The organism is Luteibacter sp. UNC138MFCol5.1 (genome assembly GCF_900110505.1).
Classification (GTDB): Bacteria; Pseudomonadota; Gammaproteobacteria; order Xanthomonadales; family Rhodanobacteraceae; genus Luteibacter.
The window spans coordinates 93,431-108,303 of record NZ_FODZ01000005.1 but is presented as its reverse complement, the minus strand read 5'-3'; the positions used below and the strand labels follow the sequence as shown (position 1 = coordinate 108,303).

The 14,873-nt window shown below is 66.9% G+C and carries 16 protein-coding genes; 10 read left to right on the top strand and 6 right to left on the bottom strand.

Translation table 11 applies throughout. The annotated features are described in order from the left end of the window. Positions 1-9: 9 nt before the first annotated feature. Positions 10-393 (bottom strand): VOC family protein, encoded by a 384-nt coding sequence (locus tag BMY69_RS14665; RefSeq protein ID WP_090179628.1) that lies wholly within the window; start codon positions 391-393, stop codon positions 10-12. A gap of 67 nt (positions 394-460) precedes the next feature. Further along, on the bottom strand, positions 461-1,156 hold the full coding sequence (locus BMY69_RS14660; protein WP_090179625.1) for a hypothetical protein: 696 nt from the start codon (positions 1,154-1,156) through the stop codon (positions 461-463). Between the two features lie 844 nt (positions 1,157-2,000). Between BMY69_RS14660 and BMY69_RS14655 the strand changes: the two genes are divergently transcribed. Together BMY69_RS14655 and BMY69_RS14650 are read left to right on the top strand one after the other, a co-directional pair. Then, positions 2,001-2,972, top strand: a complete 972-nt coding sequence (locus BMY69_RS14655; RefSeq protein ID WP_090179624.1) for a hypothetical protein — start codon at positions 2,001-2,003, stop codon at positions 2,970-2,972. 112 nt (positions 2,973-3,084) lie between these two features. After that, the gene (locus BMY69_RS14650) at positions 3,085-4,653 is read left to right on the top strand and encodes a serine hydrolase domain-containing protein (RefSeq protein ID WP_090179621.1); all 1,569 of its coding nucleotides are present in this window, start codon (positions 3,085-3,087) and stop codon (positions 4,651-4,653) included. 36 nt (positions 4,654-4,689) lie between these two features. Here the strand turns inward: BMY69_RS14650 and BMY69_RS14645 are convergent, their stop codons facing one another. Then, positions 4,690-5,304, bottom strand: a complete 615-nt coding sequence (locus BMY69_RS14645; protein ID WP_090179619.1) for a LysE/ArgO family amino acid transporter — start codon at positions 5,302-5,304, stop codon at positions 4,690-4,692. A 105-nt stretch (positions 5,305-5,409) separates the two neighbouring features. Here BMY69_RS14645 and BMY69_RS14640 point away from each other — a divergent pair, with 105 nt between their 5' ends. From BMY69_RS14640 to BMY69_RS14620, 5 genes are all read left to right on the top strand, one after another. After that, positions 5,410-6,300, top strand: coding sequence for a LysR family transcriptional regulator ArgP (locus BMY69_RS14640; protein ID WP_090179617.1), 891 nt, complete (start codon positions 5,410-5,412; stop codon positions 6,298-6,300). Between the two features lie 213 nt (positions 6,301-6,513). After that, the gene (locus tag BMY69_RS14635) at positions 6,514-7,110 is read left to right on the top strand and encodes an anthranilate synthase component II (RefSeq protein WP_090057329.1); all 597 of its coding nucleotides are present in this window, start codon (positions 6,514-6,516) and stop codon (positions 7,108-7,110) included. A gap of 14 nt (positions 7,111-7,124) precedes the next feature. Next, positions 7,125-8,156, top strand: a complete 1,032-nt coding sequence (gene trpD, locus BMY69_RS14630; RefSeq protein ID WP_090179614.1) for an anthranilate phosphoribosyltransferase — start codon at positions 7,125-7,127, stop codon at positions 8,154-8,156. Positions 8,157-8,206: 50 nt separating this feature from the next. Further along, positions 8,207-9,061, top strand: coding sequence for an indole-3-glycerol phosphate synthase TrpC (gene trpC / locus BMY69_RS14625; protein WP_090057324.1), 855 nt, complete (start codon positions 8,207-8,209; stop codon positions 9,059-9,061). Positions 9,062-9,068: 7 nt separating this feature from the next. Beyond that, complete coding sequence (locus BMY69_RS14620; protein ID WP_090057322.1) at positions 9,069-9,776, top strand: haloacid dehalogenase-like hydrolase; 708 nt, start codon at positions 9,069-9,071, stop codon at positions 9,774-9,776. Here the strand turns inward: BMY69_RS14620 and BMY69_RS14615 are convergent. Beyond that, positions 9,773-10,519 (bottom strand): sulfite exporter TauE/SafE family protein, encoded by a 747-nt coding sequence (locus BMY69_RS14615; protein WP_090179611.1) that lies wholly within the window; start codon positions 10,517-10,519, stop codon positions 9,773-9,775. The two genes, BMY69_RS14620 and BMY69_RS14615, sit on opposite strands and share 4 nt — an antisense overlap. Positions 10,520-10,659: 140 nt before the next feature. Here BMY69_RS14615 and BMY69_RS14610 point away from each other — a divergent pair, with 140 nt between their 5' ends. Next, positions 10,660-11,610, top strand: coding sequence for a bifunctional helix-turn-helix transcriptional regulator/GNAT family N-acetyltransferase (locus tag BMY69_RS14610; protein ID WP_090179609.1), 951 nt, complete (start codon positions 10,660-10,662; stop codon positions 11,608-11,610). 17 nt (positions 11,611-11,627) lie between these two features. Here BMY69_RS14610 and crp read toward each other — a convergent pair whose 3' ends face one another. Then, positions 11,628-12,242, bottom strand: a complete 615-nt coding sequence (crp, locus tag BMY69_RS14605; protein WP_254779384.1) for a cAMP-activated global transcriptional regulator CRP — start codon at positions 12,240-12,242, stop codon at positions 11,628-11,630. Positions 12,243-12,655: 413 nt separating this feature from the next. Here crp and speD point away from each other — a divergent pair, with 413 nt between their 5' ends. Further along, entirely contained in the window at positions 12,656-13,441 is a 786-nt protein-coding gene (gene speD / locus BMY69_RS14600) for an adenosylmethionine decarboxylase (protein ID WP_036109987.1), read from the top strand. A gap of 83 nt (positions 13,442-13,524) precedes the next feature. Next, entirely contained in the window at positions 13,525-14,211 is a 687-nt protein-coding gene (locus BMY69_RS14595) for an extensin-like domain-containing protein (protein WP_090179608.1), read from the top strand. Here BMY69_RS14595 and coq7 read toward each other — a convergent pair. Next, positions 14,208-14,849, bottom strand: a complete 642-nt coding sequence (gene coq7, locus BMY69_RS14590; protein WP_090057311.1) for a 2-polyprenyl-3-methyl-6-methoxy-1,4-benzoquinone monooxygenase — start codon at positions 14,847-14,849, stop codon at positions 14,208-14,210. The genes BMY69_RS14595 and coq7 overlap by 4 nt on opposite strands. Positions 14,850-14,873: the final 24 nt, after the last annotated feature.

Here is a 14,873-nt window from a genome sequence, read left to right as displayed (position 1 = left end):
GCGTCCCGGTCAGGCCGGCTGGATGAGATCCCAGCCGTTGCCGTAAAGATCGTCGAAGACCGCGACGGTGCCGTACGCCTCGCTGCGCGGCGCTTCGCGGAAGTGCACGCCATGCGCGAGCATGCGCGCATGATCGCCGGCGAAGTCGTCCGTGTGCAGGAACAGGAATACCCGGCCGCCGCCCTGCCGGCCCACGCAGGCACGCTGCTCGTCGTTCACCGCGCGGCCCAGCAGCAGGCGCGTCGTGGAACCGCGCGGTCCGACCGTCACCCAGCGTTTGCCGTCGCCCTGCGGCGTGTCCTCGAACAATTCGAATCCCAGCGCGTCGACGAAGAAGCGGATGGCTTCGTCGTACTCGCGCACGAGGTAGGTGACGGCACCGAGTGAGGCCATGGGTCTGCTCGCGGGGAAGGGGAATGCCAAGCATCGCCGTTGAGTCGTCCCTGGGCAAGGCGCTGGTTCAGTGGGCGCGATGCTCGTCGTCCAGCGCCAGGCCACCGCCGAGGCCGAGGCCCGCGCCAGCGGCGCCTCCGAGCCCCGCGCCACCACCACCGCCACTTCTGCCACCACCGCCTTCTCCCTTGCCGCCGCCGTCGGCCTTGCCACGCGTACTGGCGACGACACGTGCCGGCCCCTGTTTCGGAATCGCGAGGTGTGTCGGTACGGGCTCGAGATCGAGCACCTTCCGGACGAAATCGCGCAACGACACGACGAGCGCATCGGTATGGATGGGCCGCCCGGCGGCGAGGTCGTTCGCCGCGCGCGCCGCGAGTTCCACCTGTTCCTCGGTGCCCAGCAGGATGATGTCCGAGAGCGCCGCTTCGACGGCGTCGCGCACGCGGCGTGCCCGCTCGCTGCGGCCGCCCGGATCCGTCGTGGGTGCGTCGGTGGCGTCCGCGCTCGCCGCGCGTTGCAGGATGTCGCGCAGGTGCGTCGGATCGACGCTGAGATCGCCGGTGAACGAGCCGCCTAGCGTCTTGTAGGCCGCGATCAGCGTGCGTAGCCGCTCGTTGATCTGCCGGTTTTCACGCTCCCGCCGCTGCTGCACCGTCTGCTGTGCGATCAGACGGATGCCGACGCCGATCAACGTCACCACGGCCAGCCCGATGAAGGTGGTGAGCAGGCCCTGCCAGGAACTGAAGTCGAGATTGCGCATGGAGGAATACTCGATTAGGTCTCACCGTAGCGACAGGCTCGATGAACGGCCGGAGTTCCACGAAGACAAGCCAGTAGGTAGTGAGCGGGAATCGGTGAAATCCGACCTGCCCCGGCGCCCTCTCCCGGCAGATGTTGTGCTCATGGAAAGCCAGTATACGCGGGCTGGATGAGCACCTCCTTTAGCAGCGTTCAAGACAATCAGGGGACTTCATGAACTACCGGATCATAATCGGCATGTTTGCCATTGCGTTTGCGTCGGGGGCAGTCGCGTCCGATCTCTTAAGCAGGGCGGAGGAGCGAGTGAACGTTATGACAGCGGCCATTCGTTCGAAAGACCAACTCCATGCTCACTTGAGCTCCGACCCAACATCGCCTCTCCTCGCGTTAGAGCCTTCGAAGCGAAAGTCTTTCGTTGAATCTCTTCTTTTTACCGACGCAGGTCTCGCGTCATATTCGTTCCTCGAACTCGAAGGCCTACCCTCGACGAGCATTTATAGGATTCTTACGCTCTTCGGAGTGCAGGCAGATACGGCCGATATACGTCGTTCAGTGGGTTTCGAAGACGCAGAGGTCGAGAACATCCTCAAGCGATACTCGCAGCGACCGAGAGATAACTTGCATAGGATGTGCGTTATTTCGCCGCATCGGCCGACTCGATGCGTGCCAAACACAGGAAGTCGTTGTCCGGCAGGCTGTGGCGTCGAAGGCCAGGATCCACGATGAATTGCGGTCGCGGTGACCTGGAGCGCCGGCGCTCGGCTCGCAGCCTCTGACATGGTCCGTCTCTCACGTTTACTGAAACGGGAGTCGGACCTTCGTCAATCAACCGGCGGATGGTTCGAATGTTACTTCACCTGAGCATGGCCTTTCTTTTGTCGACGTCAGCGGACGTATTTCCACCTGACCATTCGAGAGGGGTTTGGAGCGATCTGGCCATCATACGGAGCCAGAGTGACGAGCCCTCGGACAGAGCGCTGCTGTTCGCGGAGCTGTACCAACGAAGGCTTGCTCGCGAGCTGAGGAATCTGCCTGCGCTTCCTGAAGCCGAATTGCGTGATTTGTTTCTCGTGCTGGACGCGGCATCGCGACTCTCGTCGGTTGCCGACTATGCCCGGCGCGCCGACTACCTGGACGGGATGCGCGCGGTCGTCGAGGAGCTTGGTCGGCGGGGGACCCGGCGGGAGCTGGAACTGGAAAAATATCTCGAGGCACTGGTGGCGCGCCGGCGGTTCGATGATGCCAGGCGCATGGAGACCCTTGTCGATCCATCCGTCTTCCGTCGGTACAGTGGTTTCATGCAGCAAGGACGGCGCGTGTTCGAGGGGCGTTCGGGATATACCTTGGGACGTGGGGGGAAGCTCAGGCATCGAGCGATCGAACTCCCTGACGATGGATCCTATGTTGTCGTCGTCATTGGTTGCCACATCGCGGACAGGGCAGCGAAGGCGCTTTCGCTGGATCCGCGGCTCGCAGGGGTACTAGGGGGGCCGCGCGTGGTGTGGTTGCTCGGCGATGCCGAAACCGACATCGATGTGATCAGGCAGTGGAAACAGGATTTCCCCGCCTTCAAGGCCCATATTGCCTTCGACAACGCGTCGTGGCCGGGGATCGACTTAGCTTCGACCCCGTCGTTTTTCTTCTTCCGGCGTGGACAGTTGGTCCAGACCTTGGTCGGCTGGGGGGCGACCGTTGGTCCTGAGCAAGTGGCGGACGCGTTCGAAACCATAGGCCTGCTCGAGCCATCTCAAAAGTCGGGCAGTTCGGCGGAAGGACGGCCTGTCGATTCTCGGTTAGCCGGAGCCGGCCGGCGTTAGCTACGGCGTTTCCGGCAAGAGGTGGCGCGACGGTGCCGGGCCATGACTTCCAGCACATCGGTGCCGCATCGTGCGCCCGGATACTGCGGGCTCCACCGGCGAGGCATTCGGTATGGACGTGCAGGCTTTCCTGGGCAGTTCCGTTTCCCCCGCCCGCCGCTCGCGGCGATCGTGGCCTTGTCTCGCCTTCGTCGGGCTGAGTCTCGCCGCGGCCGGCGTGACCGCGACCGACGGGCCGCTCGCCGCGCTCGACCATGGCCTTCGACCGACGGTCGTCGCGCCCGGCGAACATATCCCGCGCTGGTCGATCGAAGAACGCATGCGGTTCCATAAGGTGCCTGGCGTCGCGGTGGCCGTGCTGAAGAACGGTCGTGTGGCGCAGGTTCGCGGTTACGGGGTGAAACAGGCAGGTACGAGCGACCGCGTGGACGCCGACACGCTGTTCTCGGTCGGCTCGATCAGCAAGGTCGTCACCGCCACGACGACCCTTCGGCTCGCCGCGCAGGGCACGCTCGACCTCGATCGCGATGTCGACGCCTACCTGAAACGCTGGAAGCTTCCCGCATCGCCCGCCGTGCCGCATCCGGAGGTCAGTCTGCGCATGCTCATGTCGCACACCTCGGGACTGGGCGTGCACGGCTTCGCGGATTACCAGCCGGCCGATCCCCTGCCGACGCTCGTGCAGGTGCTCGACGGTCAGCGTCCCGCCAAGGGTGAAGCGGTGCGATTCAAGGCCGCCCCTGGCAGCGTCGACGACTATTCGGGTGGCGGTGTCACCGTCGAGCAGATGGCGATCGAGGACGCGACCGGTCGCCCTCTCGGCGACGTCGCTCGGGATCTCGTGCTGACGCCGCTGGGCATGCGTCGAAGCACCTACGAGAGTCCGCTCTCCGCCACACGCGGCAACATCGCCAAAGCCCATGACGCCAGCGGCGCGCCGACGGCGCTCCCGCGCGGATGGGAGAGTTTCGCGGAGGCCGGCGCCTCCGGCCTGTGGACGAGCGCGAACGACCTGGGGCGATTCGTCGCCGCGATCATCGGCAGCTACCGTGGCACCGACTCGTTTCTCCCCCAACCGCTGGCGACCGACATGCTGACGGAAGTCTCGCCCGGCCCGTTCGGTCTCGGCCCCCGCCTGGGCGGCGAAGGGCGTGGTCGCTACTTCTTCCATCTCGGAGCGAACGAAAGTTATCTCGCCCTCATGCAGGGATACCCGGAGACCGGCGACGGCTACGTCATCCTCACCAACGGCGCGAACGGCCTCGCGCTGATCGCCGAGGTGCGCAACGCGCTCGACGACGCGACCGGGCTGGGCGCGCGACCGCCGGTGATGACGATCAAGCCACGCGTGCCACCCGCGCCGGACTTCGCCGGCACGTACCGCCTCGACGCGTCGGTACCGATCGACGTGCGCCGCGCGCTCGCCGACAGCTTCGAGCATGCGTCGCTGGACGTGACGGTGAAGGGCGACGCGGTCTCGCTCACGTTGCCTGGACAGGAAAAGCCCGTCGTGCTGCAGGCCCTTGGCCCCGCGCAGTTCGTGCAGTCCGGCATCTACGTCTTCCGCTTCGAGTTCCGCCGTGACGCCTTCGGCAAGGTGCGCGGCCTGACGGTATCGATGCCGGAGACGGAATCGGTGGCGTATTACACCAAGGATGTCGCACCGGAGCCCGGTGCTTAGCGGTGCGTGGCGACATGTCGTCGCTAGTGCAGCCGCTCAGAGTGGGCGCATCAGAAGAGCAAGGGACAAGGAAATCATGAAGACCGCTACGAAGCCGTCGAGCAGGCGCCACGCCGAAGCGCTGCGAAACACCGGCACCAGCAGGCGGGAACCGTAACCCAGCGCCGAAAACCACGTCACGCTCGCGAGGCATGCGCCACCAGCGAACGCCCACCGCGATGCGCCGGGATACTGGGTCGAGAGACTCCCCAGGAGGACCATGGTGTCCAGATACACGTGCGGATTGAGGAACGTGAAGGCCAGGCACGCCAGCAGCACCCGACGCCAGCTCTTTTCTCCGGCGGAGCCCGGCGCCAGAGCCCCGCTTCCATGCCAGGCCCGGCGGGCCGCCATCCACCCGTAGATCGCCAGAAACGCTGCACCGCCGAAGCGCAGCGCCTGGAGGAGGGCCGGCCACTCGCGGACGAGCACCCCGACGCCCGCCGTGCCGCTCACGATCAGGAGGATGTCTCCAAACGCGCAAGTGCACACGACGAGGCCGATGTGTCGTTGCAGCAGGCCCTGCCTGAGGACGAAGGCGTTCTGCGAGCCGATGGCGATGATGAGGCCGGCACTCGCGAAGAAGCCGGCAACGGCCGCAGCAATGGACATGGAACGCACTCGAAGGGACGGCGCGTCAGATTGCATCGTCCCCGTCGGTTAGGAAAACTAATAATTCTGTAGAGTGTTTAGAAGTTCTAAGCAGAGGCGTCGTCGATGGATCTGCTGCATCCGCAACTTGCCGCATTCGTGGCTGTGCTTGACGAAGGTAGTTTCGAGGCTGCGGCGCAGCGTCTGTCGGTGACCTCATCTGCCGTCTCGCAGCGGGTCAAGGCGCTTGAAGATCGGCTAGGCCAGGTGCTGATCCTGCGCCAGATTCCGTCTCGCCCGACGCCTGCCGGCGAGCACTTGCTGCGGCGGGTGAGGCCGATGCAGGCGCTCGAGGCCGAGGCGCTGGCGGATTTCGCGCCGGCCCGAGAGTCGGGGCCGCGGTCCGTCGCGATCGCGGTGAACGATGACTCCCTGCAGACGTGGTTCCTGGGCGGACTGGCCGAGCTGCATCGACGCTTCGGCTACCTGTTCGATGTCCGGGTGGACGATCAGGATCACACCCTCCAGATGCTTCGAGACGGGACCGTGTTGGGCGCCGTCACGGCAGAGGCCCGGGCCATCCAGGGATGCAACGTCCATCCGCTCGGCACGATGCGTTATCACGCGATCGCATCGCCGGCATTCTCGAAAAGGAACTTCCCGGACGGGTTGAACGCGGAAGCCCTGGCGACAGCCCCCCTCATCGTGTTCAACCGCAAGGACGACCTGCAGTGGCGCTTCATGCGACGCATCACCCGCGCGCGTTTGTCTCCACCCACGCACTACCTGCCGACCGCCACGGGATTCGTCGAAGCCGCCGCGCTGGGACTCGGCTGGTGTCTGGCCCCGGAGTCGTTGATCGCCCCGGCGGTCGAAGCAGGACATGTGGTCAATCTCGACCCAGGGCGATGGCTGGACGTGTCGTTGTACTGGCAGTACGCGGCGGTGCGCTCGGACACGCTGGAGCACATTGGCCGCGCGATGCGCGAAGCGGCCCGGACTGCGCTACGACCGTGATCATGTCCGGGAAGGCGACGAGACGGGCGAAAGACATGGCCGCCACGGACATCCGGGTCGCGACTCGCTGGCGCAGGCGGTATGAAGCATGTGCCGTACAATGGCCGACCACCCTCCTGACGCGCGGTCCAGCGAAGCATGGGGGTACTTATCGGGGTACCTTTACAGATACCCCCTGTCACGTGGCAATGAAAACAATCGGTTAGGTCCGCTATGCTGCTGATGATCGACAACTACGACTCCTTCACCTTCAACCTCGTCCAGTACCTCGGCGAGCTGGGGCAGGAGGTCAAGGTGGTGCGGAACGACGCCCTGACGGTCGCCGACATCCGGGCGCTGAAGCCTTCGCGGATCATGATCTCGCCGGGGCCGGGCACGCCGGACGACTCGGGCGTGTCGATCGACATCCTGCGCGAGATGGCCGGGGAGCTGCCGATCTTCGGGGTCTGCCTGGGCCACCAGGCCATCGGCCAGGTGTTCGGCGGCAAGGTGATCCGCGCGCGCGAGATCATGCATGGCAAGACCTCGCCGGTCCGGCACCTGGGGCAGGGCGTGTTCGCCGGCCTGCCGGATCCGTTCGAGGCGACGCGCTACCACTCGCTGGTGGTGGAGAAGGACTCGGTGCCGGACTGCCTCGAGGTGACCGCCTGGACGGAGCGCGAGGACGGCTCGATCGACGAGATCATGGGCCTGCGCCATCGCACGCTCGACATCGAAGGCGTGCAGTTCCACCCCGAGTCGATCCTCACGCAGCACGGCCACGACCTGCTGCGCAACTTCCTCGGCATGCCGCTGCCGCTCGCCGCGTAAGGATTTCCCGTTCCATGCCCATGACTCCCTCCGAGGCGCTCCAGCGCACGATCGAGCATCGCGAGATCTTCCACGACGAGATGATCGAGCTGATGCACCAGATCATGCGCGGCGACGTCAGTCCGCTCATGACGGCCGCGATCCTCACGGGCCTGCGCGTGAAGAAGGAAACCGTGGGCGAGATCACCGGCGCGGCGCGCGTGATGCGCGATCTCTCCGCGAAGGTCGACGCCGGCCCGCACCCGCATTTCCTGGACATCGTCGGCACCGGTGGCGACGGCGCGTCGTCGTTCAACATCTCGACCGCGTCGATGTTCGTCGCGGCGGCGGCTGGCGCGCGCGTCGCGAAGCACGGCGGCCGCAGCGCCTCGTCCAAATCCGGCAGCGCGGATGTCCTGGAGTCGCTGGGTGCCCGGATCGACCTGCTCCCGGCCCAGGTGGCCGTCTGCATGGCGGAGACCGATATCGGCTTCATGTTCGCGCCGAACCACCATCCGGCGATGAAGGTCGTGGCGCCCGTGCGCCGCGAGATGGGCGTGCGCACCATCTTCAACATCCTGGGCCCGCTGACGAATCCCGCGGGGGCGCCGAACATCCTGATGGGCGTGTTCCATCCCGATCTCGTCGGCATCCAGGTCCGCGTGCTGCAGGCGCTCGGCGCCCGGCACGCCATGGTGGTCTGGGGCCGCGACGGCATGGACGAAATTTCCCTCGGCGCGGCGACGCTGGTTGGCGAGCTGCGCGACGGCGCCGTCCACGAATACGAGATCGAGCCGGAAGACTTCGGGCTAGCGATGGCGTCGAGCCGCAACCTCCGCGTGGAGGATCCGGCGGAATCGAAAGCGATGCTGCTGGACGCGATTTCGGGCGTGCCCGGCGTGCCGCACGACATCGTCTGCCTCAATGCCGGCGCGGCGCTGTACACCGCGGATGTCACGTCGACGATACAGGCGGGCATCGACCTCGCCCGCGCCACCATTGCAAGCGGCGCGGCTCGTGCAAAAATGGAAGCGTTCGTAGCCGCGACGCAGCGGCTCGGCGCCTGATATCGTCGGGGTGTCCCCATACCCCGGCCTTACCCAAGGAAGCCTTTCCGATGCCCGACATCCTCCACCGCATCCTCGACCGCAAGCGCGAAGAGATCGCCGAGCGCGGCCGCAGGCGCACGCTGGACGATATGGCCGCGCTCGTCGCCGACCTGCCCGAAACACGGGGCTTCGTCGCGGCGATCGATGCGCGCCTGCACGACGGCCACCCCGCCGTCATCGCCGAGATCAAGAAGGCCAGCCCCAGCAAGGGCCTGATCCGCGCCGACTTCGATCCGGCGGCCATCGCCCGCAGCTACGAGGCCGGCGGCGCCACCTGCCTGTCCGTGCTGACCGATGCCGATTTCTTCCAGGGGCACGAGGATTTCGTGAAGCAGGCGCGCGACGCGTGCTCGCTGCCGATCCTGCGCAAGGACTTCATCATCGACGAGTACCAGGTGTACGAGGCGCGCGTGATCGGCGCCGACTGCATCCTGCTCATCGTCGCGGCCTTCGCGGACAAGGATGGTGACGATGTCATCTACCGCGAGGACGAGCTGCTCGAACTCTCGATGCTGGCGGCGGAGCTCGACCTGGACGTGCTCGTGGAAGTGCACAACGAGGACGAACTCGAGATCGCGCTCGGTCTGCCCGCGCCGCTCATCGGCGTGAACAACCGCAACCTGCGCACGTTCGAGACCTCGCTCGGCACGTCGCTGAAGCTGAAGGACCGCGTGGGTTCGGAAACCGCCATCGTCGCGGAATCCGGCATCCACACGCCGGAAGACGTGCGCAAGCTGCGCGAGGCCGGCATCCATACCTTCCTCGTCGGCGAGGCGTTCATGCGCGCGGCCGACCCGGGTTCGGAACTGCAGAAGCTCTTCGGCGCGCCGCCGCAGTCGCATACGCCTCACAAGCATCGGTAAACGCGAGATGGATCAGGGGAACGGCACGGCGGTCGTCGACGACACCGCCGCGGACACGCGACGCGTCGTGTTGTTCGATTTCGATGGCGTGATCGTGCGACACCAGACCCTCGAGCTCTTCTTTCGCGAGCGGCTCGCGGGCATGGGGCGCTGGCGCCTGCTGCTGGCGTTTCCGCTCGTTCCTTTCGTCCCCTTGCTGAAACGAAGCGCGGCCGGCACGCGGATGCTGGGCCGCGTGTTCCTCCGCGTCGTCACGTTCGGCCGCCGCGAGGCCGCCTACCGGCGCCTCGTCGCGGCGTTCGGCCGGGCGTACGCGCGCCGGCCGGGCGTGTTCTGCCGTGACGCCGTGGCGGCGCTCCGTCGTCACGCGGACGCCGGCGATCGCGTGATCATCGTCACCGGGAACGACGGGCATCTGGTGGAGGCGATCCTCGACGAGGTGAACCTCGCCGGCTACGAACTGGCGGGGTCGCAGACGCGCGGCGGCCTGTTCGGCGTGCGCTTCGTGCGCCACAACGTCGACGGCGTGAAGGTGCGCACGCTCGACCAGGCGGGCATCGCGCGGCCCTGGGCGATCGCGTACGGCGACTCGCTGTCCGACATCCCCATGCTGAAGGCCGCGGACGCGGCGCGGCTCGTCAATCCGACGCCGAAGACGGCGAAGAAAGCGGCCCGGGTCCTGGGCGACAAGCTCGAAGTCCTGCACTGGTACTAGCGCAGCAGCAGATTTCCCAGCTGGTACACGCTGATGCCGACGATCAGCAGCCCCACGGCCGTCATCACGTAGCGCGGCGGCAGGTGCTTCACCAGCCACGCCGCGAAGGGCGCGGCGATCACGCCACCCGTCAGCAGGCCGAGCACGATGGGCCAGTGCTGGATGCCCATGTGCGCGACGAGCGTGGTCGAGATCGCGACGGTCACCACGAACTCCGCCGCGTTGACGGTGCCGATCGTCTGTCGCACGGCGCCGCCGCGGGCGAGCAGGGTGGACGTCGCGATCGGTCCCCAGCCGCCCCCGCCGATGGCGTCGAGGAGTCCGGCGAAGAACCCCAGCAAGCCCTTGTGCTTCACCCGATGGTGCGACACCACGCGCCCCGCGGCGCGAACGAGCACCACGATGCCCAGGATGAGCAGATAGGCGTAGACGTAGGGCTTCAACGCCTCGCCCGGCACGCTGGCGAGGAACCACGCACCGACGATGCCGCCGATCACGCCGGGGATGGCCAGTCGCCGGAACGCCTTCCAGTCGACGTTGCCGAAGAACGCGTGCGCGCCGCCGGAGACGCCGGTGGTGAAGACCTCGGCGGTATGCACGGTGGCGCTGGCCACCGCGGGCGGCAGGCCGAGGGCGAGCAGCACCGAATTGGAAACGATGCCGTAGGCCATGCCCAGCGCGCCGTCGACGAGCTGCGCGAGCAGCCCCACGCCGACGAAGGTCAGGAATTGCGTCCAGTCCATGTGTCATCTCATCCCGGGAATCCGCCTCCACCATATACGACGGCGCTGCGTTCGCCCGATGAAGGTGACGTTCGTCGCTTGCGTGCGGCATCGCGCCGTCCTAGCCTGATCGTTCACGTCCCCCGTCCCCTGGATCGCCGATGTACCTCTCTTCCCTGCGCGAACTGGCGCTCGGCAGTCGTCTCAAGGCCCTGAGCGATCATTTCTACCAGGCCGTGGACGAGGTCTACAGGGCTAGCGGGGCCGGCATCGAGTCGCGCTGGTTCCCCGTGCTCCGCTACCTGCGCGACGTGGGTCCGACCACCGTGACCGACATGGCGCTGGCGATCGGCCAGACGCACTCCGCCGTGAGCCAGCTCGCCGATCGCCTCGTGGAGGCCGGCATGGTCACGCGCCAGCGCGACCCGCACGACGGGCGGCGCAGCGTGCTGGTGCTGACCGCCGCCGGCGAACGCGCGCTGGGCGATCTCGGGCCGGTCTGGCTCGCGATCCGTCGCGGCATGGCCGAGTCGCTCGGTCCGCGCGGCGCGGCGTTGCTGGATGAGATCGACGGCTGCGAGCAGGCGCTGGCGGAACGGCCGCTCGTGGCCGCGATCTTGGACCAGCGGGCGGTGCTGTCGCAGGCAGTGGTCGAGGTCGTGCCGTACCAGCCGGCGCTGCGCGAGCACTTCCGGCGCCTCAACCAGCAATGGCTCGAGCGCCAGTTCCGGGTCGAGGACGTCGATCGCGCCCTGTTCGCCGATCCGGAAGGGATGATCATCGCGCCGGGCGGCGCGATCCTGTTCGCCCTCTACGCCGGCGAGGTCGTCGGAACCTGCGCCCTCATGCACGAGGGTGACGGGGTCTACGAGCTGTCGAAGATGGGCGTCGACGAGAACTATCGCGGCCTCGGGGCGGGCCGGAAGCTGCTCGACGAGGCGATCGCCACGTTCCGCCGCCGCGAGGGCCGGGAGCTGTTCCTCGAGTCGAACAGCCGGCTCGAGCGCGCCCTGGCCATGTACGAGCGCGCCGGTTTCGAGCGGCAGCCGGGCATCCGCCCCGGTTCGCATTACGCGAGGGCGGACGTCTACATGGTCTACCGGGGCGACTGAGCCGGCGCGGGGCGCCCTCAGCGGGTGCCGCGCACCACGATCGTCTTGCCCGAGACGTCGATCATGCGCTCTTCCTCGAGCTGCTTGAGCACGCGGCCCACCATCTCGCGCGAGCATCCGACGATCCGGCTGACTTCCTGGCGGGAGATGCGGATCTGCGTGCCGTCCGGGTGCGTCATGGCGTCCGGCTCCTGGCAGAGGTCGAGCAGGGTCCGCGAGACGCGGTTGGTCACGTCCATGAACGCCATGCGGCTGACCTGGCGGGACGTGCGAAGCAGGCGGTGGGTCAGCTGCGAGCCGATGGCGAACAGGAGCTTCGGGCATTCGGCCGCCAGCGGACCCTCGAGCAGCTGGAACAGCCGCTCGTAGCTGATTTCCGCCATCTCGACGGCCGTGCGGGTCCGGACGAGCGATTCGCGCTGCGCCTGCTCGACGAACAGGCCCATTTCGCCGATGAACTGGCCCCGGTTGATGTAGGCGAGGATCAGCTCACGGCCTTCCTCGTCCTCGGTGCAGACGGCGAGCGAGCCCTCGACCACGTAGTAGAGCGTGTTGGCGGGATCGCCCGGCCGGATGATCGCGGTCTTCCCCGGATAGCGACGACGGTGGCAGGCGTCGAGGAAACGGCCCATGGCAGCCGGGTCCGGCGCGAAGCTCGAAGGAGCCTGCGACCGTTCGAACGCCTGTTGCAACAGATATTTAAGTTGAGCCACAGCTGATTCCGATGAGTCTCAATGGCATGGCGCCCCCGTCCAGCGGTCGGCCGACGGTTTTCCGTCAGGCGTCGCCGACTCGCCATGTCCCCGGCCGATTATTGCAGACAAAGGGCCCGTGAAATCCACCCATTTCGAGAGACTGTGGACGGCGTGTTCAAATCCTCGCCAACTTGCCCCATAATTTCACCCCCTCGGCGTCCGGACCCCCTGTCTCACGCCGTACACAAGCGCCGGGCACACTTCGCCGTCCGGTGCTTTTCATTTTGCGGGGACCCTTGCTGCTAACCCGCGTCTGCTGCTGGCCGATCCCCCGGCCTCGGAGAGTCGCTGTGGTCAAACCGCTTCCCCGCCTTCGCCTGCAGGGTTTCAACAACCTGACGAAGGCACTGAGCTTCAACATCTACGATATCTGCTATGCCGTTTCCGAACAGCAGCGGCAGAACTACATCGAGTACATCGACGAGCAGTACGACGCCGATCGCCTGACCCAGATCCTCACGGATGTGGCCGAGATCATCGGCGCCAACATTCTGAACATCGCGCGCCAGGACTACGACCCGCAGGGCGCGTCGGTCACCATCCTCATTTCCGAGGAGCCGGTGGTCGAGAAGCTCGGCCGCGACACGATCTCGGGCGCCGTCGTGGCGCACATGGACAAGAGCCACATCACCGTCCATACGTACCCGGAAACGCATCCGCACAACGGCATCGCCACGTTCCGCGCCGACATCGACGTCGCCACCTGCGGCGTGATCTCGCCGCTGAAGGCCCTGAACTACCTGATCGACAGCTTCGAGTCGGACATCGTCATCGCCGACTACCGCGTGCGCGGCTTCACGCGCGACGTGAAGGGCAAGAAGCACTTCATCGACCACAAGATCAACTCGGTGCAGGACTACCTGGCGAAGCACATCCGCCAGAAGTACGAGATGTTCGACGTGAACGTGTACCAGGAAAACATCTTCCACACGAAGATGCACATCAAGGACTTCGACCTCGACACCTACCTGTTCGAGGCCCAGGCCGACGACCTCTCGTTCAAGGAGCGCCAGCGCATCGAGTCGTTGCTCCGCCGGGAGATCGAAGAACTCTTCCATGGTCGCAACCTGATGTAACGAAAAACCCCGCGGAAGCGGGGTTTTTTTTACACCCGGCGTCATGGTCCGGGCCTTCACGCCCGCCCCGCTAGCGTCGTCCCATGCGCGCGCTGCTGCTCCTCGTCCTGCTGCTGTCCCTCTGCGCGCTGGTCTGGACCAGCGGCTGGCGGCCGCCCGACCGCTACAACCCCTGGGCGCCGCTGGACCTGCGCGCGACGCCGGATGCCTTCCTGCGTTTCAAGCTGGCGCGGCTCGACGACGATCCGGCGATGTGTCGCGCGGCAATCCGAGAGGGTGGGGCGGCTTTCGTCCCCGTTCCGGATCGACACGAAGTCAGTGGCTGCGGCTGGACGGACGCCGTGCGTCTCTCGGCGATCGGCCCCGCCACGTTCGCGTCGCCCGTCACCGTGACCTGCCCGCTGGCGGCGTCGCTCGTGCTCTTCCACCGCCACCTGCTGCAGCCCTCGGCGGAGCAGGCGTTCGGCGCACCGGTGCGGCGCGTCGAGCACGTGGGCTCGTATGCGTGCCGCAACGTCTACCACCGCGATCAGGCGCCCCTGAGCCGCCACGCCGTCGCCGACGCGATCGACGTCACCGGCTGGCGCCTGGCCGATGGACGGCGCATCACCGTGGAGCGGGGTTGGGCCGCGCCCGGCGAGGCCGCCTTCCTGCATGGATTGCAGACGGACGGCTGCCGCTACTTCGGCGCCTTCCTCGGTCCGGATTACAACGCCGCGCACCGCACCCACTTCCACTTGCAGGGGCGCGGCTTCGGCCTCTGTCGTTAGATGCGGTAGGCCACGGTCTTCATGACGGCGGACGCGGCGTGCATCAGTCGCGGCAGCGGCCACGGCAGGTCGACGCCGCCGCGGGCCTGCGCCGCGTCGGCGTGGCGGATCTCGTCCGCCTGCATCTGGCGCAGGATCGCCCGCGAGCGTTCGTCCTGCGCGGGCAGGCGTTCCAGGTGCTCCGCCAGATGGGCCTCCACCTGGCGCTCGGTTTCCACCACGAAGCCCAGGCTGATCGGATCGCCCACCGCGGCCGCGGCCACGCCGATCGCGTAGCTGCCCGCGTACCAGAGGGGGTTGAGCAGGCTGGGCCGGCTGTCGAGCTGCTTCAGGCGTTCGGCGCACCAGGCCAGGTGGTCGGTCTCTTCCTGCGCCGCGTGCATGAGGTGCTGGCGCGTCTCGTCCGTGCGGGCGAGGGCGGCCTGGCCCACGTAGAGCGCCTGCGCGCATACCTCGCCGACATGGTTGATGCGCATGAGGCCGGCCGCGTGCCGGCGCTCGGCGTCGTCCAGCGGCGCATCCGCGATCGCGTCTCCCGGCGATCGGCGCGAGGGCTCGGGCGAGCCGGCCACGGCCTCCATGGCGCGCTCCAGGCCGGCGAGCAGGCGGTCGAGGGGGCTCAGGATGCGTGCGGACATGGAAACTCCAGGCGTGCGGGGACG